This window comes from Pseudomonas sp. AC239, assembly GCF_979258545.1.
Map to the genome: position 1 here is coordinate 2,202,212 of NZ_OZ409864.1, position 23,369 is coordinate 2,225,580.

Consider the following 23,369-nt stretch of genomic DNA (forward strand, 5'->3'; position numbering starts at 1 on the left):
GCGAGCAGGGGAATTTTCACAAAGCGATTTAGTGCGCCTGGCCGTGCCATGGCACCAGTCTGCGCTGCAACGCGCGCAGGCCCATTTCCATGGCGAAGGCGATCAGGGCGATGACCAGAATTCCCAGCACCACCACATCGGTGACCAGGAATTGCGCGGCCGACTGCACCATGAAGCCCAGGCCGCTGGTGGCCGCGATCAGTTCAGCGGCGACCAGGGTCGACCAGCCGACGCCCAGACCAATGCGCACGCCGGTGAGAATGTCCGGCAGAGCGCTCGGCAAAATCACATGACGAATCAACTGCACGCGCGACGCGCCCAACGACTGCGCCGCGCGCAGTTTTGCCGGATCAACCGTGCGCACACCCGTCGCGGTGGCAATTGCAATCGGCGCAAAAATCGCCAAGTAGATCAGCAGCACTTTCGACAACTCGCCGATGCCGCACCAGATCACGATCAGCGGCAGATACGCCAGCGGCGGGATCGGGCGGTAGAACTCGATCAGCGGATCGAGCACACCACGGGCGATGCGATTGGCGCCGATGGCAATGCCCACCGGCACGGCGGTCAGAATCGCAAAAGCGAGGCCCAGACCGATGCGGCTGAGGCTGGCGCCCAGGTGCTGCCACAGCGTCGAATCCATGTATCCCGAGGTCGCGAGTAACCAGCCTTTTTGCAGCACGGCAGAAGGCGGTGGCAAGAACAACGGTTCGATCACGCCGGTCGCGGTCACCGCCCACCAGATCGCCAAGAGGCCGAACAGCGTCAGCAGGCTGATCCAGCGAGTGCTGAGGCTGCGGCGCACCGGGATGCTCACCGAAGGTGTTTTCACCGCCGCAGCGATTACGTCATAACTGCTCATGCGCGCTCCTGCCGGGGTACGGCGCTGCGTTGCGAGAAGACTTTGCTCAGCACGTGCTCGCGGGTTTCGATAAAGCGCGGATCGGATTTGATCGCACGGGCCGACTCGCCAGCGGCATAACGCTGACCAAAATCCAATTGCAGGCGCTCAACGATCTGCCCCGGATTCGGCGCCAGCAGAATCAGGTCCGTGGCGAGGAACACCGCTTCTTCAATGTCGTGGGTAATCAGAAAAACCGGCTTGGCAGTGCGCTGCCAGACTTGCAGCAACAGCTCCTGCATCTGCTCGCGAGTGAATGCATCAAGCGCACCGAACGGCTCGTCCATCAGCAACACGCGCGGGTCGGCGGCGAGGGCGCGGGCGAGGCCGACGCGTTGTTTCTGGCCACCGGACAATTGCCAGATGCGCCGGTCTTCGAAACCGGCGAGATCGACCAGCGCGAGCATTTCCCGGGCGATTTTTTCCCGCTTGTCCTTGCCGACACCGGCCAGCTCGAGGCCGAAGGCAACGTTGGCCAGCACGTCCTGCCAAGGCAGCAAGGCATCGTCCTGAAACACCACGCCGCGCTCGGCGCTCGGGCCTTTGACCGGCACGCCATCAAGGGTGATGCGCCCGGCACTCGGTTCGACGAAACCGGCAATCAGGTTCAACAGCGAAGTCTTGCCACTGCCGGACGGGCCGAGGGCGACCAGCAACTGCTGCGGCCCCAGGGTCAGAGAAATATCCGCCAGCACCGGCTCCGGGCTGCCCGGGTACTGTGCGCTGATGCGCTCCAGCTGTAGCAAGGCCATCGCTGTGATCTCCGGTTCAGTTGGTGATGTATTTGGCGCTGACGTACGGCGCGTAGTCCGGCAGCACGGCTTCGACCTTGCCCTGCTCCTTGAGGAACGCAGCGGTGTCGGTGATCGCTTTGGTGGTCGGCGCGCCGAGGTCACTGACCTGATCCGCCGCCAGCGGGTAGACGTTGCCCTGCAGCAGCAACGGGATGTCGCTGGCCTTGGCGCCGGACAGTTTGACCAGCTTGTCGACGTTGGACTGATTCGCCAGCCACGCTTTCGGGTCTTTGCGGTAGTCGGCGTAGGCGTCAAGGGTGACCTTGGCGAACGCGGTGACGATTTCCGGATGCATCTCGGCGAAGTCCTTGCGCACGATCCACGCATCGAAAGTCGGCGCGCCGAACTTGGCCAGCTCGCCGGAGGTGATCAGCACTTTGCCGTTTTCCTTGGCCACGCCCAGTGCCGGATCCCACACGTAAGTGGCGTCGATGTCGCCGCGTTTCCACGCGGCGATGATCGCTGGCGGCGCGAGGTTGAGCACCGTGACTTTCGACGGATCGATGTTCCAGTGCTTGAGCGCGGCGAGCAGGCTGTAATGCCCGGTGGACACGAACGGCACGGCGATTTTCTTGCCGATCAGATCCTGCGGCGTTTTGATGCCGGAACCGTCGCGCGCGACCAGTGCTTCAGCGGCGCCGATCTGCGTGGCAATCAGGAAGGTTTCTACCGGTACCTTGCGGGTGATCGCGGCGGTCAGTGGACTCGAACCGAGGTAGCCGATCTGCACATCGCCGGACGCGATGGCGGCGATGATGTCGGCGCCGTTATCGAACTTGCGCCAGCTGATATCGGCCTTGGTAGCTTTCTCGTAGGCGCCGTCGGCCTGAGCGACTTTGGCCGGGTCGACGGTAGTCTGGTAGGCAACGGTGAGGTCGGCCGCCTGGGCGAGGAAGCTTGCAGCGGCCAGCGAGGCGGCGGCGAGCAGGCGAAGCGGGAAATTCAGTTTCAATTGAGAGCTCCAGATCAGGCGACCGAATGTCGGCGTGAAAGGAGACTAAATGATCTAAGAATTCAAAAATAAATAACTTTTTCGAATGAGCTTATGAGCGGAAAATCCAAGCGCAGCGATCATTCGCGAGCAGGCTCGCTCCCACAGGGGAGACCGAATTCCTCTGTGGGAGCGAGCCTGCTCGCGAAAAGGGCCGAAGGACCTTCTATATCAGTTGCTGATGGCGAGGATACTCGCCTGATACGCACCAACAAACACGTCGAAATCGCCGACTTCGTTCTGCTCAAGCTCGGTCTGCTGCGCCAGCGACGCGCGCGCCAGTTCTTCAAACTTCGCTTGCTCGTCAGCTACCAACGGCTCGCTGCGGAAGAACTCGGCATGGGCCTGGCTCTGACGCAGGGAGAACTGCGCAAAGCTTTCCTTGTGCTCGGCCATGGCGGCCAACACCTGCGCCGATGGCGTCAACGACGGGTCGTTGACCTTGGCCAGTTGCGCATCCAGCGCCTTGCTGTGGGCATCACCGCCAACGCTCTGATCAAGCATCGCCGCCAGCGGAGCGATCTGCTCAAGCAGCTCGGCCGCCCACTGCTTCATCTCGACCGGCTGACCGTCACGCTGCAATTGCAGGCCCGGACGGCGACCTTCCTTGACCACGCTGAGGAAGTTCGAGGTGGCGTTGCCGCACGAAGTGTTGGTCAGCAGCGGGCTGTCGTTCAGCGCGCAATACAGCAGGAAGGCGTCGATGAAGCGCGACTCGGTGATATCGATGCCCATCGGCAGGAACGGGTTGATGTCCAGGCAGCGCACTTCGACGTACTGAATGCCGCGCGCCATCAGCGCCTGGATCGGCCGCTCGCCGGTGTAGGTCACGCGTTTCGGGCGGATGTTGGAGTAGTACTCGTTTTCGATCTGCAGGATGTTGGTGTTGAGCTGCACCCACTCGCCATCCTTGTGCGTGCCGACTTCCACATACGGCGCGTACGGCGTGGCCACGGCTTCGCGCAGGCTGTCGGTATAGCTCGCCAGATCGTTGTAGCACGGTGTCAGGCCGGCCTGGGCGTTGCTCTGATAACCGAGATCGCTCATGCGCAGGCTGGTGGCGTACGGCAGATAGAGGGTGTCCGGATCGAGTTGTTCGAGCTGATGCGAACGCCCGCGCAGGAAACCGGCGTCCAGCGCCGGCGAAGCACCGAACAGGTACATCAGCAGCCAGCTGTAGCGACGGAAGTTGCGGATCAGGGCGATATAGGACACTGACTGGAAATCGCGGTCAGTGCCGACGAAACCTTCGGCTTCGCGCAGCAATGGCCAAAGCTGTTCCGGCAGGGAGAAGTTGTAGTGAATCCCGGCAATGCATTGCATGGTCTTGCCGTAACGCAGGGCCAGGCCCTTGCGGTAGACGTACTTGAGCTGACCGATGTTGGAGGTGCCGTAATAGGCGATCGGAATGTCTTCCTCGGCCGGCAACGGGCACGGCATCGATGGACTCCACAGGTACTCGTTGCCGAGTTTGCTGTAGGCAAAGCGATGAATCTTGTCCAGGCTCGCCAGCGTGTCGGCAGGATCCGGCAGGGCAGGCGTGATGAATTCCAGCAGCGACTCGGAGTAGTCGGTGGTGATCTGTTCGTTGGTCAGCGCGGAACCCAGGGCTTCGGGGTGCGGCGTTTGCGCCAGGCTACCTTCACTGGTCACGCGCAGGCATTCACGTTCGATACCGTGCAGGCACTGCTTGAGCAGAGAGAGGTTAGCGCGCTCGCCAAGCAGAGCCAGGCGGCGGTTGAGAAGTTCGCTCAATTTGGATTCCTTCACGCGTCAGTCGCCCCAATATGGGGGTGGGCAGGACGGTCTACAAGGGTGAAGTTGAAACTGGCGTTATCGCCTGGTTTTCTAGCCTGTCAGCCGCACACATAACCCGTAGGAGCTGCCGAAGGCTGCGATCTTTTGATTTTGTTTTTCAACACAAGATCAAAAGATCGCAGCCTGCGGCAGCTCCTGCAGGATTCGTTGCGCCGAAATTAACTCAAAATGATGAGCAACATCTACAGGACAGCGAAGGTGCCTTGCGCTTTTGCGACCAGTTTGTCGCCCTGCATCACCTCGGCTTCGACCACCAGCGTGCGCCGGCCCGGATGAATCACCCGCGCCGTGCACAGCACCTCGCCCTCGGAAACGGCGCGGATGTAGTTGATCTTGCATTCGATGGTCGCGCTCTGCTGATCGAAGCCAGGCTGCTGGAGCAAGCCAGGCCCATGGCAATGTCGACCAGGCTGAACAGCGCGCCGCCGTGCAATTTGCCGCCACGGTTGCGCAGTTCGGGCTCAAGCACCAGGGCGACTTGCGCCACCCCGGTGTCGAGGCTGTGCAGGCGGCAGCCCAACAGCTTGAAAAACGCGCTCTCGACGAGCCCGGCCGGCATGTCCATCAGCGTTTCTTCAACTGCTTGGCGTTGGCGAACAGCGAGGCCATCGCGTTGTTCACCGGTGCGGCGGTCGCAGTTTCCTTGCGTGGCGCGTTGCCCGAAGACTGGCGCGGTGCCGAGCCCGGACGCGAGCCACGGGCGCCGTCGACCTTCTCGCCCGGCGTGTCGCTCATGCGCATCGACAGGCCGACGCGTTTGCGCGGAATGTCGACTTCCATGACCTTCACTTTCACCACGTCACCGGCCTTGACCGCTTCGCGTGGGTCCTTGATGAACTTCTCCGAGAGCGCCGAGATGTGCACCAGACCATCCTGATGCACGCCGATGTCAACGAACGCACCGAACGCCGTAACGTTGGTCACCACGCCTTCAAGGATCATCCCCAGTTGCAGGTCCTTGAGGTCTTCGACGCCTTCCTGGAACTCGGCAGTCTTGAACTCCGGACGTGGATCGCGACCGGGTTTTTCCAGTTCTTGCAGGATGTCGGTCACGGTGGGCAGACCGAAGGTTTCATCGGTGAATTTCTTCGGATCCAGACGCTTGAGAAACGCGGCATCGCCGATCAGCGAGCGGATGTCGCGGTCGGTTTCAGCGGCAATGCGCTGCACCAGCGGATAGGCTTCCGGGTGCACCGCCGAGGAATCCAGCGGGTTGTCGCCGTTCATTACGCGCAAGAAACCGGCGGCCTGTTCGAAGGTTTTTTCGCCCAGGCGCGCGACTTTCTTCAGTGCTGCACGGGTTTTGAATGCGCCATGTTCGTCACGGTGAGCAACGATGTTCTGCGCCAGCGTTGCGTTGAGCCCGGAGATCCGTGCCAGCAACGCCACGGAGGCGGTATTCACATCCACGCCCACGGCGTTCACGCAATCCTCGACCACAGCATCCAGACCGCGCGCCAGTTTCAGTTGCGAGACGTCGTGCTGGTATTGGCCGACACCGATGGATTTCGGATCGATTTTCACCAGTTCGGCCAGCGGATCCTGCAAGCGACGGGCGATCGACACGGCGCCACGGATCGACACGTCGAGGTCCGGGAATTCCTTGGCCGCCAGTTCCGAGGCCGAGTACACCGAGGCGCCGGCTTCGGACACCATGACCTTGGTCATTTTCATCGCTGGGTATTTTTTGATCAGCTCGATCGCCAGCTTGTCGGTCTCACGGCTGGCAGTGCCATTGCCGATGGCGATCAGATCCACCGAGTGCTTGGCGCACAGGGCGGCGAGAATGGCGATGGTCTGATCCCACTTGTTATGCGGTACATGCGGGTAAACCGTGGCGTGATCGAGCAGCTTGCCGGTCGAGTCGACCACGGCCACCTTGCAGCCGGTACGCAGGCCCGGGTCGAGGCCCAGGGTCGCGCGCGGGCCGGCCGGAGCGGCCAGCAGCAGGTCGTGCAGGTTGTGCGCGAAGACGTTGATCGCTTCGGTTTCGGCACCGTCGCGCAGCTCGCCCAGCAGGTCGGTTTCCAAGTGGGTGTAGAGCTTGACCTTCCAGGTCCAGCGCACCACTTCGCCCAGCCACTTGTCCGCCGGGCGGTTCTGGTTCTGGATGCCGAACTGCTGGCCGATCATGCCTTCGCACGGGTGCATGGTGCTGGGCAGCTCATCGCCGACTTTCAGTGCGGAGCTGAGAATGCCTTCATTGCGGCCGCGGAAAATGGCGAGGGCGCGGTGCGACGGCATGCTTTTCAGCGGCTCGTCGTGCTCGAAATAATCGCGGAATTTGGCGCCTTCCTCTTCCTTGCCGGCGATGACGCGGGCACTGAGGATCGCTTCCTGCTTGAGGAAATTGCGCAGCTTTTCCAGCAGGCTGGCGTCCTCGGCGAAGCGCTCCATCAGGATGTACTTGGCGCCTTCCAGTGCAGCCTTGACATCGGCCACGCCTTTTTCGGCGTCGACGAAGCGCGCAGCTTCGGTTTCCGGCGACAGGTTCGGGTCGTTGAACAAGCCGTCGGCCAGTTCGCCGAGGCCGGCCTCGAGGGCGATCTGGCCCTTGGTGCGGCGCTTCTGCTTGTACGGCAGGTACAAGTCTTCGAGACGGGTTTTGGTGTCGGCGAGCTTGATGTCGCGCTCGAGGGCAGGAGTGAGTTTGCCTTGCTCTTCGATGCTGGCGAGGATGCTGATGCGCCGTTCGTCGAGTTCTCGCAGGTAGCGCAGGCGCTCTTCCAGATGACGCAACTGGGTGTCATCGAGGCTGCCGGTGACTTCTTTCCGGTAACGGGCGATGAAGGGAACGGTAGAACCTTCATCGAGTAGCGCGACGGCCGCTTCGACCTGTTGTGGGCGTACGCCGAGTTCCTCGGCAATGCGGCTGTTGATGCTGTCCATAAAACCACCTGACATAGTTTGAAAGCAGGCTCTCAGGCACGCAGATAAAGGCCTGGAGGCTGATTGAGCGGCTAGTAGATTGCCGCTGCCTGGATCAAGAGGCAGCCCATTGACCCGTAAAATCGAACAGTTGCTGCACAGGGCCGGAAAAAATACCGGCCACTTACGGTAACGATTCAGACGTTGCCTGGCGCAAAACGCCGCGCATTATAACCAGCGTTCTGTCATTCGGGGGCGTTGCAGCCTGTAGGCATAAACCCCGGTTTTCTGGCAGTGAAGGAAAAATCTGCTAACAATGCACACGGTGCGTATAACGGCAGCTACGCCATAATGCGCGCCGAGCTAAAAGGAGCATCCAATGAGCAGCACTGCACAAACGGCTGAAGGCGAAAAAATTCTAATCGTTGATGACGATCCGGGGCTGAGCAGCCTGCTGGAGCGTTTCTTCGTCAGCAAGGGCTACCGTGCCCGTACCGTTCCGAACACCGAGCAGATGGACCGTCTGCTGGCGCGTGAAGTGTTCAATCTGGTCGTCCTCGACCTGATGCTGCCAGGCGAAGACGGCCTGACCGCGTGCCGCCGCCTGCGCGGCGCGAACAACCAGATTCCGATCATCATGCTCACCGCCAAGGGCGATGAGCTGAGCCGCATCAAAGGCCTTGAACTGGGCGCCGACGATTACCTGGCCAAGCCGTTCAACCCTGACGAGCTGATGGCGCGGGTCAAAGCGGTATTGCGCCGTCAGGCCGCACCGGTACCGGGCGCACCGGGCAGCGAAGACGAAAACGTCACCTTCGGTGATTACGTGTTGTCGCTGGCCACCCGCGAACTCAAGCGTGGCGATGAAGTGCACATGCTCACCACCGGTGAGTTCGCGGTACTCAAGGCGCTGGTGATGAACGCGCGTCAGCCGCTGACCCGTGACAAGCTGATGAACCTCGCCCGTGGCCGCGAATGGGATGCGCTGGAGCGTTCCATCGACGTGCAGATTTCGCGTCTGCGCCGGATGATCGAACCCGATCCGTCGAAACCGCGTTACATCCAGACCGTCTGGGGCGTGGGTTACGTGTTCGTACCGGATGGCACCGCCACCAAGTGATCGGTGATTTGTAGGAGCGGGTCTGCAAGGCTCTGGTCGCACGGCCATTGCCACAGACTCGCAATCCGCAATATGCGAGCATTGCTCGCTCCTGCAAGTGTGTAGCGGTTAAAGATGAAAACCCCCGTCTGGTTCCCCCAAAGTTTTTTCTCCCGCACCCTCTGGCTGGTGCTGATCGTCGTGCTGTTTTCCAAGGCGCTGACCCTGGTTTATCTGTTGATGAACGAGGACGTGCTGGTGGATCGCCAATACAGCCATGGCGTCGCTCTGACGCTGCGCGCCTATTGGGCCGCCGACGAAGAAAACCGCGCAAAAATCGCCGATGCCGCGACCCTGATCCGCGTGGTTGGCGCCGGTGTGCCGGAAGGCGAGCAGCACTGGCCGTACAGCGAAATCTACCAACGTCAGATGCAGGCGGAACTGGGTGCCGACACCGAGGTGCGCTTGCGCATGCACTCGCCGCCGGCATTGTGGGTGAGGGCGCCGAGCCTGGGCGATGGCTGGCTGAAAGTACCGCTGTATCCACATCCGCTGCGCGGCCAGAAAATCTGGAACGTGCTCGGCTGGTTCCTCGCCATCGGCCTGCTATCGACGGCGTCGGCATGGATTTTCGTCAGCCAGCTCAACCAGCCGCTGAAGCGTCTGGTGTATGCCGCGCGACAACTCGGCCAGGGCCGCAGCGTGCGCCTGCCGATCAGCGACACGCCCAGCGAAATGACCGAGGTTTACCGCGCCTTCAATCAGATGGCCGAGGACGTCGAACAGGCCGGGCGCGAGCGTGAGCTGATGCTCGCCGGCGTCTCCCATGACTTGCGCACACCGCTGACGCGCTTGCGCCTGTCGCTGGAACTGATGGGCGATCACACCGACCTCACCGACGACATGGTTCGCGACATCGAAGACATGGATGCGATTCTCGACCAGTTCCTCGCGTTCATCCGCGACGGTCGCGATGAGTCTGTAGAAGAAGTCGACCTCAGCGATCTGGTGCGCGAAGTTGCCGCGCCATACAACCAGAATGAAGAGAAGGTACGTTTGCGCCTGGAACCGATCCAGCCGTTTCCGCTACGTCGAGTATCGATGAAACGCCTGCTTAATAACCTGATCGGCAACGCCTTGAACCATGCCGGCACGGGTGTTGAGGTCGCGGCTTATGTGTCAGGAGATACCAGCGCGCCGTATGTGGTCCTGAGTGTGATGGACCGTGGCGCCGGTATCGATCCGTCCGAGCTTGAAGCAATCTTCAACCCGTTTACCCGAGGTGATCGGGCTCGCGGTGGCAAAGGTACCGGGCTAGGACTGGCGATCGTGAAAAGGATTGCGGCGATGCATGGCGGCAATGTCGAATTGCGCAACCGGTCCGGGGGTGGACTGGAGGCGCGGGTGAGATTGCCGCTTGGATTGATGTTGCCCCGAGATGCGGTCTAGAAGCAGCTGCAAGCTTCAAGCTTCAAGCTGCAAGTTGCAAGCAAAGCGCTGTTCACTTGCCGCTTGAAGCTTGCCGCTAGCACCTGCTTTTCTAGCCCTTGCCCTTGGTGCGGGTCATATTCGGCCCGCCATTCTTTTCCAGATGCTCGATGATGATCCCGGCGACATTCTTGCCGGTGGTGGTCTCGATCCCTTCCAGTCCCGGCGACGAATTGACTTCCATCACCAGCGGCCCGTGATTGGAGCGCAGGATATCCACACCCGCCACTGCCAGGCCCATTACCTTGGCCGCGCGCAACGCGGTCATGCGTTCTTCCGGGGTGATCTTGATCAGGCTGGCGCTGCCGCCGCGATGCAGGTTGGAACGAAACTCGCCCGGCTTGGCCTGACGCTTCATTGCCGCGATCACCTTGTCGCCGACCACGAAGCAGCGGATATCCGCGCCGCCGGCTTCCTTGATGTATTCCTGAACCATGATGTTCTGCTTCAGGCCCATGAATGCTTCGATCACCGACTCTGCCGCCGTCGCGGTTTCGCACAGTACCACGCCGATGCCCTGTGTGCCTTCGAGTACCTTGATCACCAGCGGTGCGCCGTTGACCATGGCGATCAGATCGGGAATGTCGTCCGGCGAGTGGGCAAAACCGGTGACCGGCAAACCGATTCCGCGCCGCGACAGCAGCTGCAGGGAACGCAATTTGTCCCGCGAGCGGGCAATGGCCACCGACTCGTTGAGCGGGAACACGCCCATCATTTCGAACTGACGCAACACCGCGCAGCCGTAGAACGTCACCGACGCGCCGATCCGCGGGATCACCGCATCAAAACCTTCCAGCGGTTTGCCGCGGTAATGGATCTGCGGCTTGTGGCTGGCAATGTTCATGTAGGCGCGCAAGGTGTCGATCACCACCATTTCATGCCCGCGCTCGATTCCGGCTTCGACCAGACGGCGGGTGGAATACAGACGCGGATTACGCGACAGCACAGCGATCTTCATGCAACACCTGTGGAGGAGGTAGATACCGGGAACACCGGCTTGTCTTGTACATACTTGATGCCCGGATTGACCACCAGTTGGCCATCGATCAGGGCTTTGGAACCGAGCAACAGGCGATAACGCATGGACTTGCGGCAGGCCAAAGTGAATTCCACTGGCCAGACCCGATCGCCCAAAGCCAGCGTGGTACTGATCACGTAGCGCACCTGCGCATGGCCGTTGGAGCTCTTGATGGTTTTGCGCGTGACCAGCGGCGCTTCGCAGCGCCGGTGACGCAGCTGCACCACCGTGCCGAGGTGCGCGGTGAAACGCACCCATTTCTCGCCGTCACGTTCGAACGGTTCGATATCGGTGGCGTGCAGGCTGGAGGTGCTGGCGCCGGTGTCGATTTTTGCGCGCAGGCCCGCGACTCCCAGGCCCGGGAGCGCCACCCACTCGCGCAGACCGACAACGGTCAAATGATCAAATGTCTTCAAAGAAAAAAACCAAGGGTTAACGCTTCCAGGCTTCGTCTGGCACCTGGGGCAACGCTTTGAAAGCAGGTTTGGCGAACCAGTAGCCCTGCATCAGAAATATTCCACAGTCCGCGAGGAAGTCCCGTTCCCCGGCGCTCTCGATGCCCTCGGCAATGACTGTAACGTTCAACTCCGCACACATTGTGACAATCCCCCGCACGATTACCTGACGGACACGGTCTTGATCGATATCGCGGATCAGCGCCATGTCGAGTTTGATCAGGTCCGGTTGGAAATCAGCCAGCAGATTGAGCCCCGAATAACCGGCACCGAAATCGTCGATGGCGGTCTTGAAGCCGAATTCGCGGTATTCACGCAGAATATTGGTCAAATGGCGATAATTATCTACGTGCTCGATTTCCAGGGTTTCAAAAATCAGCCGGTCGATCGGAAAGTTGTGTGTTCGTGCGGCCTCCAGTGTGCTGCGAATGCATAACTCTGGACGGTAGACGGCGTTGGGCAAAAAGTTGATCGATAAGTGTGTCTGCATATTAAGACTGGCCGCGCCTTCGATGGCGCGAGTCCGGCAGAGCTGGTCGAAGCGGTAGCGGTTGTCTTCTGTAACCTGATTTAACACGGACAGCGCACCCTCACCGGCCACACCGCGCACCAGCGCTTCATGGGCAAATACCGATTGGTCGCGCAGATCGACGATCGGCTGGTAGGCGAAGGCAAAATCGAAGTCCAGCGGCTCGCTCTGCTGGCAGCCCTGGCAACCGCCCTTTGGCGAGGTCAATGAAGTCGGAAATTTTGTCACTCGATCACTCCAGGCCGGTCAGGCGGCGAAGATCACAGTCTATCTGGTGGGCCGAGTTCTTGCGCCCGACAGAAACGGTAGTACAGTTCCGACTACTGGCTGAGCGAGGAATTCATATGGGACAGAAGCAGGAAGAGGACGACAAGGTCCGTCTCGATAAATGGCTGTGGGCGGCGCGTTTCTACAAGACCCGTGCGCTGGCCAAAGCAGCCATTGAAAGTGGCAAGGTGCATTGCCGTGGCGAGCGCTGCAAACCGGGCAAGGAACCACGCATCGGTGACGAGTTCGAGATTCGCACCGGCTTCGAAGTGCGCACGGTGAGGGTCGAGGCGTTGTCGATCGTGCGTCGGGGCGCACCCGAGGCGCAGACCCTGTATGCCGAGACCGAAGCGAGTATCGCCAAGCGCGAAGCAGCTGCGGCGATGCGCAAGGCAGGGTCGTTGGGCGTGAGCACCGATGGCAAGCCGAGCAAAAAGCAGCGGCGTGATTTGTTCAAGTTTCGCGGTAGCAGCAACGAAGATTGAAACGTTATGCCGGCCTCTTCGCGAGCGGGCTCGCTCCCACATTTGATCGAGTAGTCTGTGGCAGCGAGCATGCTTGCGAATCGACTACGACGCGGAATCAGGCGCTACGCACCACACTCATCCGCGACACCAGCGGCAACTTGGCCAGCAATGCGAAAACCGGGGCGGTCAGCTTCAACCAGAAGTTCGCGGCGTGAAAGGCAAACGGCGTGTAGTAGCCCCAGCCCAACGCCCATACCGCCAGCAGTACGCCACCGATGTAATCGTCCTGGCCCCAATGCGCGCCGGCCACCAGACGCGGCAGCATGAACAACACTGCCAGACCCCAGACCGTCAGAAATTGCCCGACCGTGCGGCTGAACACGCCCATGAACAGTGCCCAGATCAACAGCACCGAAGCGTGATCACCCGGGAAGCTCTGGCCCGAGCGATCCTTCAGCTCCCAGGTTTTTTCCAGGTGCGGAAAGTAATCACTGATGTGTACGGCGCCCTCAAGCACCATCGACGGGCTGCTGTGCTGCCAGCCCATATGGTCGGCGAATTTGGAAAACAGCGCGCGAATCACCACCATCAACAGCAGGATGGAGAAAAAACCGAAGAATGCGCGGCGCACGTCGATCGCCCTGAAGACCCAGTCGCCCTTGATCAGCAGCGTCAGCAGAATCAGTCCGACGACGATGTCGAACGGGCGCAGACTTGTAATTGCCCAGATGTGGAGCCATATCGGGTTGCTGGCCAGCGGTGCATTCAGTGAGCGGAACAGCCACTCGTCGAAAATCACACACAGCATCTGGCCGGTAGGCCATAACCAGAAAGCCAGTAGCGCCAACGGCACTACGTTACACAGAACCAGCCGGCCGAGGTTCCACCTTGATTGGAACAAACCCGGATTGTTCATAAAATGCCTCCCATGGCGAAAAAGCGCCGGTACCAAAAAAAGTGCCAGCAAGCGCAAATTTTCACGTTTTGTAATCATTTTGTCATCACATTCAGATACCCAGACCTATGACCGACCTAGCGGATACCGATTTCACTCAACGCTTCATCTTCGATGACAGCGACACTCGCGGCGAACTGGTAGCGCTGGAGCGCAGCTACGCCGAAGTCCTCGCCAAACACCCGTACCCGGAGCCGGTCGCACAGTTGCTCGGCGAACTGATGGCGGCCGCTTCGTTGCTGGTCGGCACGCTCAAGTTCGATGGCCTGTTGATTTTGCAGGCGCGCTCGGAAGGGCCGATTCCGCTGCTGATGATCGAGTGCTCCAGCGAGCGCGAAATCCGTGGCCTGGCGCGCTATGACGCCGAGCAGATCGCGGCCGACGCTACCCTCAGCGACCTGATGCCGAACGGCGTTCTGGCCCTGACTGTCGATCCGACTGTGGGCCAGCGCTATCAGGGCATTGTCGATCTCGACGGCGAAACCCTGTCCGATTGCTTCACCAACTATTTCGTCATGTCGCAGCAGGTCGGCACACGCTTCAAGCTGTTCGCCGATGGTCGTCGTGCACGCGGCATGCTGCTGCAACAACTCCCTGCCGATCGGTTGAAAGACGAAGAGGACCGCGCTGCTAGCTGGCAGCATCTCACCGCGTTGGCCAGCACTCTGAGCGCCGATGAATTGCTCAGCCTCGACAACGAAACCGTGCTGCATCGGCTGTATCACGAGGAGCAGGTACGTCTGTTCGATGTGCAGCATCTGCGCTTCAGCTGCAGCTGCTCGCGGGAACGCTCCGGCAATGCGCTGGTCAGTCTTGGGCTGGAGGATGCGCTGGCGCTGGCCGCCGAGCAGGGTGGCAAAGTCGAGATCGATTGCCAGTTCTGCAATCAGCAGTACCTGTTCGACGCGGCTGATATCACTCAATTGTTCGCTGGCGCGGGCGTCGATACGCCGTCAGATACCCGTCACTAAAACGGTTCAGCGCAGGTAAATTCACTGCGCAATGACGGAATATCGCCGTTACGACGGGAGGACCCTACTCTTTTTGGGCTTTTCTGGCATAATCCGGCCCACTTTTTTCGCGGTAGTAGTGCACGACTTTCTACTACAAAACGTTTGGAGCACACTCGGCCACTGGCCGACGGGGAACCTCATGACGCAAGCCAATAACGCCGTGTACACCGATCTGAGTGTTGATGATCTGGTAAAAGAAGCCCTGAATCGCGGTGAAGGCGAGCTTGCCGATACCGGCGCCTTGGTTGTTCGCACCGGTCACCGCACCGGCCGTTCGCCAGTCGACCGTTTCATCGTTGAAGAGCCTTCCACCCAGGCCGCTATCGCCTGGGGCCCGATCAACCGCAAGTTCCCGGCCGACAAGTTCGATGCCCTGTGGGCTCGCGTCGAGGCTTTCAACAACGCGCAAGAGCACTTCGTTTCCCACGTCCATGTAGGCGCGGCGGAAGATCACTACCTGGCCGTGAAAATGACCACCCAGACTGCCTGGCAGAACCTGTTCGGTCGTTGCCTGTTCATCAATCCGGCCCAGTACAACCCGGCTGGCCGTGAAGAATGGCAAGTGCTCAACGTCGCCAACTTCGAGTGCGTGCCTGAGCGTGACGGCACCAACTCCGATGGTTGCGTGATCATCAACTTCGCGCAGAAGAAAGTGCTGATCGCCGGCATGCGTTACGCCGGTGAGATGAAGAAAGCCATGTTCTCGGTGCAGAACTTCCTGCTGCCGGCCGCTGACGTGCTGCCAATGCACTGCGCTGCCAACATCGGCGAAGACGGCGACGTGACCCTGTTCTTCGGTCTGTCGGGCACCGGTAAAACCACCCTGTCGGCGGACGAAAGCCGTTACCTGATCGGTGACGACGAACACGGCTGGGGCGAAGGCGTGGTGTTCAACATCGAAGGCGGTTGCTATGCCAAGTGCATCGACCTCTCCGAGAAGAACGAGCCGGTCATCTGGAAAGCCATCAAGCACGGCGCGGTGCTGGAAAACGTCGTGATCAACGACGCCAAGCACGCCGACTACGCCGATGTCAGCCTGACCCAGAACAGTCGCGCCGCTTACCCGCTGGAGCACGTTGCCAAGCGTTCCGAGAAGAACCTCGGTGGCGAGCCAAACGCGGTGATTTTCCTGACCTGCGACCTGACCGGCGTGCTGCCGCCAGTGTCGATCCTCAACGAAGAGCAAGCGGCCTACCACTTCCTGTCCGGCTACACCGCACTGGTGGGCTCGACTGAAATGGGTTCGGGCAGCGGCATCAAGTCGACCTTCTCCACCTGCTTCGGCGCACCGTTCTTCCCGCGTCCGGCTGGCGAATACGCCGAACTGCTGATCAAGCGCATTCGCGGTTTCGGCTCCAAGGTCTACCTGGTCAACACCGGCTGGACCGGCGGCGGCTACGGCGTCGGCCAACGCTTCAACATCCCGACCACCCGCGCAGTGATCGCAGCGATCCAGAGCGGCGCACTGATCGGTGCTGCCACCGAACACCTCGACACCATCAACCTCGACGTGCCACTGGCCGTTCCGGGCGTCGACACCAACCTGCTCAACCCACGCAACACCTGGGCTGACAAGGCAGCATACGACGAGGCAGCGAAAGCACTGGCCGGTCTGTTCATCGAGAACTTCAAGAAGTTCGAAGTGAGCGACGCGATCAAGGCGGCTGGGCCGAAGTTGTAAGTAATGGTTTGCACTGAATAAAAAACCGCCCTTTGGGGCGGTTTTTTATTTCCGATCTGAAATGCAGCTTGGTTGGACTCAAAGACTTGGCTTGCCCTGGCTATCTGTCAATCAGCCAGTGCACTCAGTACATGGACAGGATCGTTATGAATGGCCTTGAGTAGTGCTTTGGCCGGCCCCGTCGGCTGACGACGACCTTGCTCCCAATTACGTAACGTTCCCAACTGAACATCGATCAAGGCTGCGAACTTTGCCTGCGTCATTCCTGTAGCTTTGCGAATCTGTTTAACCTGTAATGCATCCACATAGAATTCGCGGGACGGCTTTTTTTCACCCCGAAGAATCTCATCCATTTCCTGCACGCTTTCCATCAGCTCATCAAAAAATTTGCTCATGGTTACCTCCAGTTTCCAATCATGGCCTTCAGTGCTTTCCGTTCGTCAGGGGTAAGATCCTGCTGCTCGTTTTTTGGATAAATCATCAACAACGCGATCTGTGATGCTGAAACGAAGTGGTAGTAGATAACCCTTGCGCCACCCCGTTGCCATGTCCTTTGGAGGCGACTCGTGCTTTGCGCACCCCGCCGGTTCCTTCGATTACATCGCCAATAGACGGGTTTGCGACCAATTGCGTTTGAAAGGTGGCGTAGGCATCGTCGTCCAGTAACTCTCTTACTCGGCGGGTAAAGACTGAAGTCTCAATAAAAATCATGGTCAATGTACGCCATTGACTTACTTTCAGGCAATGCTGAAGTGTTGATGAGGATGATTGGTGCTTGATCGCCGACAGAGATCGGCGGTGATAAGGCTGCTCGGCTTAGGCCGGCGCTTTCCAGTTGAGCATTTGTGTCTGTGCGACTTGCAGCAGGTCGCAGTCGACCTGTCAGCGGATACAGGGTGTGGGTGATGTGGGTGTCGCTGACCAAAGCAGCGACACCATGACTATAGGTTCGCACCACCCGCTCGCGATAGCCGACAAGGCATCGGGTGAAGTAGGAACGGGACGAACAATGTGTCAGACAGTCACTACTGTCGCTTCAACGCCTTTCAACGCAGATGCTGGTAGCCGGAAATATCCAGCAGGCTCGTGGTCAGTCCGGTTGCCGGGCGGTAGATCGTGCCTTTGACCGCGGAAAACGGCACGCCTTTGCTGCCCAGCGAGACATAGCGCTCGCCTTTATCCAGTTCGGTGAAATAGGTGTAGGACTGGCTGTGCATCTTCTTGTAGCGGGCTTCGTCGCTGACGATGGCGCCGGTGAAACGAAGCAGGTCGGCATCGCTCAGGTTAAGGGTCTTGCTCAATGGCACGCCCCAGCGCTTGAGGCAGGTCTCGGCAAGATGGCGAACGATACGGCCGGGTTCGATCAGCGCGTTGAGATCGCTGCTGCTGCTCGGCTCGCCGCCGAGTGCCGTGGCGTTGCCGGCGAGGGTGGCGTGGCGACCGGCCATTGGATAGATCGAGGTTTTTGTGCCGGTTGCGGTTTGCGGAATCACGCAGCTGAAGCCCTTCGAACGCTCATCGCGGGCATAGAAGGCGATGTATTCCTTGACGTTGGATTCGAGTTTCACGCGGTTTTCCTGGAAGTTGCCGATTCCCGGAACCGGGTCAACCGCAAAGATATTCACGGGAATATGTTTGAGTGCAGCGTCCTTGAACATTGCGTTGGCGAGCATATGGCAACTGATACCGCCACGGCTCCAGCCGACCAGATTGACTCGTGTCGGAATAACGCCGTCCTTGCGGAAAGTCTTGATGATTTGTTCCTGTAATTTCTGTTGGGTAATACTACGATCGCCATAGTTGTACTGGCGCCAGAACCAGGAGCCTTCAACTTTCACATCGTCAATCGGAATGCCTGCGGTTTTAAGGCGGTTATATTCTGTCTCAGTCAGTTGTTTGCGCTGCCAGTCGCATTTGCCTTTGATAATGTTCACGGCGTGTTGCACGTTTTCGTCCCAGCCTTTACCGAACAGAGTACCGGACAAGCCATATTCAGAGGTTTTGGTGAACAGGTCATCGGCTTGCAGATTGCCGCTGCCCGGGCCGTCGACGACGATCCACACGGCAAATTCCCGTCCGCTGTGGTGCGCAGCAAGCGTAGAAACGATTTCGCCATCCCAGAAGCTTTTATGTTTGTCATCAAACTTGTTGGAGCCGGTGCCGCAGAAAAATATCGTCAAAGTTGTCATTTTGTTGCTCTCGTTCTATTGGGAAGAGCAAGCAATCTAGTTGCGGTTGATTGGATTGATAAAGTTTTTCGTTGTTTCGATTCTTGTAGTTTGAATAAATCCATTGTTGTTTGGTCTGTAATGAAATTTTTATTGCAGGAATTTTTAGTTGTCTGGAGACTTCATCTACCTGATGAACCCTCGTCTGCGCTTGATACCCTGTATTATTCGGTATCGATTTTACCTCCAACCTTTTCTCGACTCGCTGCAATCGCCCGCTAGTCTTTGGACATGGCAGCAGTCAAAGGAGTGACAGCAAATGCACGACACCCTGAAACAGGTTTTTGGTTATCCCCAGTTTCGACCCGGTCAGGAAGCCGCTGTCAGCGCGGTGCTGGCGGGGCGTTCGGCGGCGGCGATCTTTCCCACCGGCTCCGGCAAGTCCCTTTGCTACCAACTGCCGGCACTTTTACTGCCACACCTGACTTTGGTGGTTTCGCCGTTGCTGGCGTTGATGCAGGATCAACTGGCGTTTCTCAAGCGCCACGGCATTTCGGCCGGAAGCATCGATTCGGCGCAGAGCCGCGAGGATGCCAGCGATGTCATGGCCCGTGCGCGTTCGGGTGAATTGAAGATTTTGATGATTTCCGTCGAGCGCCTGAAAAATGAGCGCTTCCGCAATTTCCTGCAGCAGGTGCCGATCTCGTTACTGGTGGTCGACGAGGCGCACTGCATTTCTGAATGGGGCCACAACTTTCGGCCGGATTACCTGAAACTGCCCGACTACCAGCGTCAGTTCAACATCCCGCAGGCACTGCTGCTAACCGCCACAGCCACGCCGAAAGTCATCGCCGACATGCAGGCCAAATTCACCATTGCTCCGGACGATGTGGTCACCACCGGTTTCTATCGGCCCAACCTCAACCTATTGGTCGAGCCTGTACGCGGTCAGGACAAGCGCCGGCGTCTGGTCGAATGGATGACCGAACGCCCAGGGCAACCGAGCATTGTCTACGTGACGTTGCAGAAGACCGCCGAGCACATCGCCGAGCACCTTCAACGCAATGGAATCCAGGCCGAGGCTTACCACGCAGGTTTGCCGCATGATCAGCGTGAAGGCATTCAACGCCGCTTCATGGCCGGGCAGTCCAACTGCATTGTCGCCACCATCGCTTTCGGCATGGGCATCGACAAGAGCGACATCCGCAACGTGGTGCATTTCGATCTGCCCAAATCCATCGAAAACTATAGTCAGGAGATCGGCCGCGCCGGGCGTGACGGGCAGCCTTCGGATTGCCTGGTACTGGCCAATCGCGACAGCCTCAACGTGCTGGAAAATTTTGTTTATGGCGACACGCCCGAACGCGACGGAATTCGTTATGTACTCGACGAGCTCAAAGCCTCGGTACCGGAAGGACAGTGGGAGTTTCTGCTTGGGCCACTGGCCGATCAGAGCAATATTCGTTCGTTGCCGTTGAAGACGTTGCTGGTGCAGCTGGAACTGCGAGGTCTGATCGCGCCGCGTTACGCCTATTACGCCGAGTACCGCTTCAAATACCTGCTTGAGCCTGAAGCACTGCTCCAGCGCTTCGAAGGCGAGCGCAGGGATTTCGTTGCGGCGATCATCCAGACGTCAACTCGCGCACGCACTTGGGCCACGGTGAATTTCGAGGCGATGTACTCGCAGTATTCGGCCGGGCGCAATCGGGTGGTGACGGCGCTGGATTATTTCCAGGAAAAGGGCTGGGTCGAGCTTGAAAGCAAGCAGATGACCGAGGTTTACAGCCTGCTGCACAGCGATTTTCACAGCGATGCCCTGAGCGCTGAGCTGCACGAATACTTCACTCGCCACGAGCAGACCGAAGTGGCGCGGATTCACGCCATGCTTGACCTGTTCGCCACCGAACGCTGCCTGGGTTATCGCTTGGCCGAGTATTTCGGTGATCACAATGCCCCTGAGCATTGCGGCCATTGTTCGGTATGTTACGGCCAGATCGCGCGGTTGCCCGAGCCGCCGCCATTGCCGCCGCTTGTGGATAAAAACTTCGCAGAACTGTGTGGTGATTTTATCCACAGGCATGAGCAGCACACAGGCGGTGTTCCCTCGGCCGAACGCCTGACGCGATTCCTGTGCGGAATCAGCGTGCCGTTGTTCACCAAACTCAAGGCGCGGGCGATACCGGGTTTTGCTACGTTGGAAGAGTATCCCTACGCAGAGGTCCGCGATTGGGCGGACAGTCACTTGCTCGATTAGCAGAGAGTCTGTGGGCGCTGCATCCATCCGCTGAATGTCGATCATCACGCTAATAAACTTCAAAAAGCGCCGTTGCCTGACTAAGGTTGGAATCTGTCTTCGGATCGCCAACAAGAGAACAACATGAGCCAGACACTCTTCGATATTCAGCAGGCTGCCGTGATCGGCGCGGGCACCATGGGCCGTGGCATTGTCATGTGCCTGGCCAATGCTGGCGTGAACGTGCAGTGGGTAGATAACAGTCCACAGATGCTCGAGCAAGCGCTGACAGCGGTCGCCGAAACCTATGCACACAACGTGCGTCAGGGCCGCATCGATCAGGGCGAGGCGGACGCGCGCATTGCTCGCGTCTCTGCGGCGGCGGATTACGCGGCGATTCGCAATGTCGACCTGGTGATCGAAGCGGTGTACGAAAACCTCGAGCTGAAACAGAAGATCTTTCGCGAACTCGACGGACTGCTCAAGCCCGAGGCTCTGCTGGCGAGCAACACCTCGGCGCTGGATATCGACGCGATTGCCGCCGCAACCCGGCGCCCGGAACAGGTGCTGGGTCTGCACTTCTTCAGCCCGGCCCATATCATGAAACTGCTGGAAATCGTGCGCGGTGCGCAAACATCGCCGGCGGCGCTGGAGGCAGCGCTGGCGCTCGGCAAGCGCATGGGCAAGGTCAGCGTGGTGTCGGGCAACTGTCACGGTTTTATCGGCAACCGCATGCTGCATCCGTATGTACTGGAAGCGCGCAAAATGCTCCTCGAAGGCGCGTATCCACAGCAGGTGGATGCCGCGCTACAGGGCTTCGGTTTCGCCATGGGACCGTTTCGCATGTACGACGTGGTTGGCATTGATCTGGAGTGGCGTGCCCGCGAACTGGCTGGCAAAGGGCAGGATGCGCCGGAAGTTCAGGTGGATAACCGCTTGTGCGAACTGGGCCGGTTCGGGCAGAAGTCCGGTAACGGTTACTACCACTATGAGCCGGGCAGCCGCCAGGCCGAGCATGATCCTGAAGTGGATGCGCTGGTGCTGCGGGTCAGCGAGGAGCTGGGTTTCCAGCGTCGCGACATCGGCACTGAAGAAATCCTTGAGCGCTGTGTGCTGGCGCTGGTTAACGAAGGCGCGAAGATCCTGCAGGAAGGCATAGCCGGCTCAGCCCATGACATCGACCTGGTGTACTTGAATGGCTATGGCTTTCCAGCGGAGAAGGGCGGGCCGATGGCCTGGGCGGATCAGCAAGGGCTGGCGGACATTCATCAGCGCTTGCTGGCGCTGGAGACGCGACAGGGCGATCAGTGGAAGCCGGCGCGCTTGATTGGCGAATTGGCGGCGCAGGGGAAGGGGTTTGCTGAGCGTTGACACCGGTCGGCTGTGCTGACTTTCGCGAGCAGGCTCGCTCCCACAGAAGAGCGCGATCCAATGTGGGAGCGAGCCTGCTCGCGAAGGGCCTGCCACGGTTTGAATTAGACTCGCCGAAAATCCGAAGGAATCCCTGATCAATGCCCAACCCGACACCGCAACGCTGCGACTACCCCCACTTCCAGCCCATCACCACACGCTGGCACGACAACGACGCCTACGGTCACGTCAACAACGTCACCTACTACAGCTTCTTCGACACAGCGGTGAACACTTATCTGATCCAGGTCGGTGGCCTGGATATCCATGACGGCGAGGTGGTGGGTTTCGTGGTCAGTTCGGCCTGCGATTATTTTGCCTCGATCGCTTTTCCGGATCTGATCGAGATCGGGCTGCGGGTCGGCAAGCTGGGCAACAGTTCAGTGCAATACGAACTGGCTGTGTTCAAGGTCGGCGAAAGCGAGGCGTGTGCGGCGGGGCGATTCGTGCATGTGTTTGTCGATCGGGCGAGCAATCAGCCGGTGCCGATTCCTGCCGGTTTGCGCGGAGCTCTGGAGCAGTTGGTCATCTAAAGGCGCAAAAAAAATCGCAGCCACAAGGGCTGCGATTTTCGTTCAAGCCTTCGCCTTAGTGGTGGCGATAGTACTTGTGATGCTTGCGGTGGCCGTAGGCATGGCCGCGACCTGGATGACCACGGTCGCGGTAGTAGCGACGGTCATCATGGCGACGGTCGTAACGACGATCATCGTCGTCGCTCTTGTTGCCCATGTAGTTACCCAGCGCGCCGCCCGCGCCGCCACCTGCGGCGGAGCCAATCAGGCTGCCGGTGGTGCCGCCGAGGCTGCGACCAACCACGTTACCGCCGGCTGCACCCAGTGCACCACCGATGGCCGCTTCGCCGCGGCTGCGTTTGTCTGCGCCGACTGCGCTACCACCCGCGCCGCCCAGGGCTGCGCCGATGGTGGAACCTGTATTGCCGCCTAGCGATTGACCGACGACCGAGCCAAGAACCCCGCCCAATGCGCCGCCCACACCTGCTTCGGTGGTGCCTCCGGCAGAAGCGAAGCCACTGACCAGGCCAAGGGACAACAAGAGAATCGAGGAGAACTTCATAGAGGATGAGCCTCAAAGGGATGACGGCGCCGATCCTGAGGCTCTGCAACGGGCGTGACAATCGAAATCCGACGAATAACACGACTTGTATACAAGATTGCAAGTTACTGTTTTTTCACCGGAACTTAACCGATTCTCGC

General features: G+C 59.4%; 21 protein-coding genes and 2 pseudogenes. 9 read left to right on the forward strand and 14 right to left on the reverse strand.

Translation table 11 applies throughout. From position 1 onward, the window contains the following. Positions 1-28: 28 nt before the first annotated feature. The 6 genes and pseudogenes from tauC to ACZ0AZ_RS10155 form a co-directional block, all read right to left on the reverse strand. A complete protein-coding gene (gene tauC / locus ACZ0AZ_RS10130) occupies positions 29-862 on the reverse strand; it encodes a taurine ABC transporter permease TauC (RefSeq protein ID WP_463537312.1) in 834 nt (277 codons plus the stop codon). Continuing rightward, positions 859-1,653 (reverse strand): taurine ABC transporter ATP-binding subunit, encoded by a 795-nt coding sequence (tauB, locus tag ACZ0AZ_RS10135; protein ID WP_041477476.1) that lies wholly within the window; start codon positions 1,651-1,653, stop codon positions 859-861. Before tauB ends, tauC begins: the two co-directional genes overlap by 4 nt. A 16-nt stretch (positions 1,654-1,669) precedes the next feature. Then, on the reverse strand, positions 1,670-2,647 hold the full coding sequence (tauA, locus tag ACZ0AZ_RS10140; protein ID WP_463537313.1) for a taurine ABC transporter substrate-binding protein: 978 nt from the start codon (positions 2,645-2,647) through the stop codon (positions 1,670-1,672). Between the two features lie 210 nt (positions 2,648-2,857). Beyond that, positions 2,858-4,441, reverse strand: coding sequence for a glutamate--cysteine ligase (gene gshA / locus ACZ0AZ_RS10145; protein ID WP_463537314.1), 1,584 nt, complete (start codon positions 4,439-4,441; stop codon positions 2,858-2,860). A gap of 245 nt (positions 4,442-4,686) precedes the next feature. Beyond that, positions 4,687-5,069 (reverse strand): annotated as a pseudogene (locus ACZ0AZ_RS10150) (PaaI family thioesterase). Further along, a complete protein-coding gene (locus tag ACZ0AZ_RS10155) occupies positions 5,069-7,393 on the reverse strand; it encodes a Tex family protein (protein ID WP_463537315.1) in 2,325 nt (774 codons plus the stop codon). Before ACZ0AZ_RS10155 ends, ACZ0AZ_RS10150 begins: the two are co-directional and overlap by 1 nt. A gap of 358 nt (positions 7,394-7,751) precedes the next feature. Here ACZ0AZ_RS10155 and ompR point away from each other — a divergent pair, with 358 nt between their 5' ends. Both ompR and ACZ0AZ_RS10165 read left to right on the forward strand, forming a co-directional pair. Then, on the forward strand, positions 7,752-8,492 hold the full coding sequence (ompR, locus tag ACZ0AZ_RS10160) for an osmolarity response regulator transcription factor OmpR (protein ID WP_039756430.1): 741 nt from the start codon (positions 7,752-7,754) through the stop codon (positions 8,490-8,492). A gap of 114 nt (positions 8,493-8,606) precedes the next feature. Beyond that, positions 8,607-9,920: an ATP-binding protein gene (locus ACZ0AZ_RS10165; RefSeq protein WP_016770645.1), complete on the forward strand. Its 1,314-nt coding sequence runs from the start codon at positions 8,607-8,609 to the stop codon at positions 9,918-9,920. A 91-nt stretch (positions 9,921-10,011) separates the two neighbouring features. Here the strand turns inward: ACZ0AZ_RS10165 and rimK are convergent, their stop codons facing one another. From rimK to rimA, 3 genes are read right to left on the reverse strand one after another with little or no spacing between them, the layout of a single operon-like run. After that, a complete protein-coding gene (gene rimK / locus ACZ0AZ_RS10170; RefSeq protein ID WP_024011184.1) occupies positions 10,012-10,917 on the reverse strand; it encodes a 30S ribosomal protein S6--L-glutamate ligase in 906 nt (301 codons plus the stop codon). Then, complete coding sequence (gene rimB / locus ACZ0AZ_RS10175) at positions 10,914-11,393, reverse strand: retropepsin-like aspartic endopeptidase RimB (protein ID WP_016772184.1); 480 nt, start codon at positions 11,391-11,393, stop codon at positions 10,914-10,916. The genes rimK and rimB overlap by 4 nt, the downstream gene beginning before the upstream one ends. 16 nt (positions 11,394-11,409) lie before the next feature. Beyond that, entirely contained in the window at positions 11,410-12,189 is a 780-nt protein-coding gene (rimA, locus tag ACZ0AZ_RS10180; protein WP_129998344.1) for a S6 modification regulatory phosphodiesterase RimA, read from the reverse strand. Positions 12,190-12,305: 116 nt separating this feature from the next. Here rimA and ACZ0AZ_RS10185 point away from each other — a divergent pair, with 116 nt between their 5' ends. Continuing rightward, positions 12,306-12,713: an RNA-binding S4 domain-containing protein gene (locus tag ACZ0AZ_RS10185; RefSeq protein WP_039756436.1), complete on the forward strand. Its 408-nt coding sequence runs from the start codon at positions 12,306-12,308 to the stop codon at positions 12,711-12,713. Between the two features lie 97 nt (positions 12,714-12,810). Here ACZ0AZ_RS10185 and ACZ0AZ_RS10190 read toward each other — a convergent pair whose 3' ends face one another. Further along, positions 12,811-13,611, reverse strand: a complete 801-nt coding sequence (locus ACZ0AZ_RS10190) for a phosphatase PAP2 family protein (protein WP_129998343.1) — start codon at positions 13,609-13,611, stop codon at positions 12,811-12,813. A 107-nt stretch (positions 13,612-13,718) separates the two neighbouring features. Here ACZ0AZ_RS10190 and hslO point away from each other — a divergent pair, with 107 nt between their 5' ends. Both hslO and ACZ0AZ_RS10200 read left to right on the forward strand, forming a co-directional pair. After that, the gene (gene hslO, locus ACZ0AZ_RS10195) at positions 13,719-14,621 is read left to right on the forward strand and encodes an Hsp33 family molecular chaperone HslO (RefSeq protein ID WP_129998342.1); all 903 of its coding nucleotides are present in this window, start codon (positions 13,719-13,721) and stop codon (positions 14,619-14,621) included. Between the two features lie 181 nt (positions 14,622-14,802). Further along, the gene (locus ACZ0AZ_RS10200) at positions 14,803-16,344 is read left to right on the forward strand and encodes a phosphoenolpyruvate carboxykinase (RefSeq protein WP_039756440.1); all 1,542 of its coding nucleotides are present in this window, start codon (positions 14,803-14,805) and stop codon (positions 16,342-16,344) included. A gap of 107 nt (positions 16,345-16,451) precedes the next feature. Here the strand turns inward: ACZ0AZ_RS10200 and nadS are convergent, their stop codons facing one another. The 3 genes and pseudogenes from nadS to ACZ0AZ_RS10215 all read right to left on the reverse strand — a co-directional run bounded on the left by nadS (position 16,452) and on the right by ACZ0AZ_RS10215 (position 18,407). Then, positions 16,452-16,739: a NadS family protein gene (nadS, locus tag ACZ0AZ_RS10205; RefSeq protein ID WP_016772178.1), complete on the reverse strand. Its 288-nt coding sequence runs from the start codon at positions 16,737-16,739 to the stop codon at positions 16,452-16,454. 2 nt (positions 16,740-16,741) lie between these two features. After that, positions 16,742-17,055: pseudogene (locus ACZ0AZ_RS10210) on the reverse strand (type II toxin-antitoxin system RelE/ParE family toxin). A gap of 335 nt (positions 17,056-17,390) precedes the next feature. Further along, a complete protein-coding gene (locus ACZ0AZ_RS10215) occupies positions 17,391-18,407 on the reverse strand; it encodes a hypothetical protein (RefSeq protein ID WP_463537316.1) in 1,017 nt (338 codons plus the stop codon). Here ACZ0AZ_RS10215 and ACZ0AZ_RS10220 point away from each other — a divergent pair. From ACZ0AZ_RS10220 to ACZ0AZ_RS10235, 4 genes are all read left to right on the forward strand, one after another. After that, complete coding sequence (locus ACZ0AZ_RS10220; RefSeq protein ID WP_463537317.1) at positions 18,366-18,794, forward strand: hypothetical protein; 429 nt, start codon at positions 18,366-18,368, stop codon at positions 18,792-18,794. The two genes, ACZ0AZ_RS10215 and ACZ0AZ_RS10220, sit on opposite strands and share 42 nt — an antisense overlap. Positions 18,795-18,831: 37 nt before the next feature. Continuing rightward, entirely contained in the window at positions 18,832-20,766 is a 1,935-nt protein-coding gene (locus tag ACZ0AZ_RS10225; protein WP_463537318.1) for a RecQ family ATP-dependent DNA helicase, read from the forward strand. 123 nt (positions 20,767-20,889) lie between these two features. Then, positions 20,890-22,116 carry a 3-hydroxyacyl-CoA dehydrogenase gene (locus tag ACZ0AZ_RS10230; RefSeq protein WP_463537319.1) on the forward strand — a complete coding sequence of 409 codons (1,227 nt, stop codon included), beginning with the start codon at positions 20,890-20,892 and terminating at the stop codon, positions 22,114-22,116. A 140-nt stretch (positions 22,117-22,256) separates the two neighbouring features. Next, positions 22,257-22,688: an acyl-CoA thioesterase gene (locus ACZ0AZ_RS10235; protein WP_039756446.1), complete on the forward strand. Its 432-nt coding sequence runs from the start codon at positions 22,257-22,259 to the stop codon at positions 22,686-22,688. Positions 22,689-22,743: 55 nt separating this feature from the next. Here the strand turns inward: ACZ0AZ_RS10235 and ACZ0AZ_RS10240 are convergent, their stop codons facing one another. Then, complete coding sequence (locus ACZ0AZ_RS10240) at positions 22,744-23,229, reverse strand: glycine zipper domain-containing protein (protein ID WP_039756448.1); 486 nt, start codon at positions 23,227-23,229, stop codon at positions 22,744-22,746. Between the last annotated feature and the right edge of the window lie 140 nt (positions 23,230-23,369).

Coding starts and splice junctions, on each gene's coding strand:
- ACZ0AZ_RS10165 (WP_016770645.1), top strand. CDS start 8,607: ATGAAAACCCCCGTCTGGTTCCCCCAAAGTTTTTTCTCCCGCACCCTC.
- ACZ0AZ_RS10240 (WP_039756448.1), bottom strand. CDS start 23,229: ATGAAGTTCTCCTCGATTCTCTTGTTGTCCCTTGGCCTGGTCAGTGGC.
- rimK (WP_024011184.1), bottom strand. CDS start 10,917: ATGAAGATCGCTGTGCTGTCGCGTAATCCGCGTCTGTATTCCACCCGC.
- ACZ0AZ_RS10200 (WP_039756440.1), top strand. CDS start 14,803: ATGACGCAAGCCAATAACGCCGTGTACACCGATCTGAGTGTTGATGAT.
- ompR (WP_039756430.1), top strand. CDS start 7,752: ATGAGCAGCACTGCACAAACGGCTGAAGGCGAAAAAATTCTAATCGTT.
- tauB (WP_041477476.1), bottom strand. CDS start 1,653: ATGGCCTTGCTACAGCTGGAGCGCATCAGCGCACAGTACCCGGGCAGC.
- hslO (WP_129998342.1), top strand. CDS start 13,719: ATGACCGACCTAGCGGATACCGATTTCACTCAACGCTTCATCTTCGAT.
- ACZ0AZ_RS10235 (WP_039756446.1), top strand. CDS start 22,257: ATGCCCAACCCGACACCGCAACGCTGCGACTACCCCCACTTCCAGCCC.
- ACZ0AZ_RS10185 (WP_039756436.1), top strand. CDS start 12,306: ATGGGACAGAAGCAGGAAGAGGACGACAAGGTCCGTCTCGATAAATGG.
- ACZ0AZ_RS10225 (WP_463537318.1), top strand. CDS start 18,832: ATGCACGACACCCTGAAACAGGTTTTTGGTTATCCCCAGTTTCGACCC.
- tauC (WP_463537312.1), bottom strand. CDS start 862: ATGAGCAGTTATGACGTAATCGCTGCGGCGGTGAAAACACCTTCGGTG.
- ACZ0AZ_RS10155 (WP_463537315.1), bottom strand. CDS start 7,393: ATGGACAGCATCAACAGCCGCATTGCCGAGGAACTCGGCGTACGCCCA.
- ACZ0AZ_RS10190 (WP_129998343.1), bottom strand. CDS start 13,611: ATGAACAATCCGGGTTTGTTCCAATCAAGGTGGAACCTCGGCCGGCTG.
- nadS (WP_016772178.1), bottom strand. CDS start 16,739: ATGAGCAAATTTTTTGATGAGCTGATGGAAAGCGTGCAGGAAATGGAT.
- ACZ0AZ_RS10230 (WP_463537319.1), top strand. CDS start 20,890: ATGAGCCAGACACTCTTCGATATTCAGCAGGCTGCCGTGATCGGCGCG.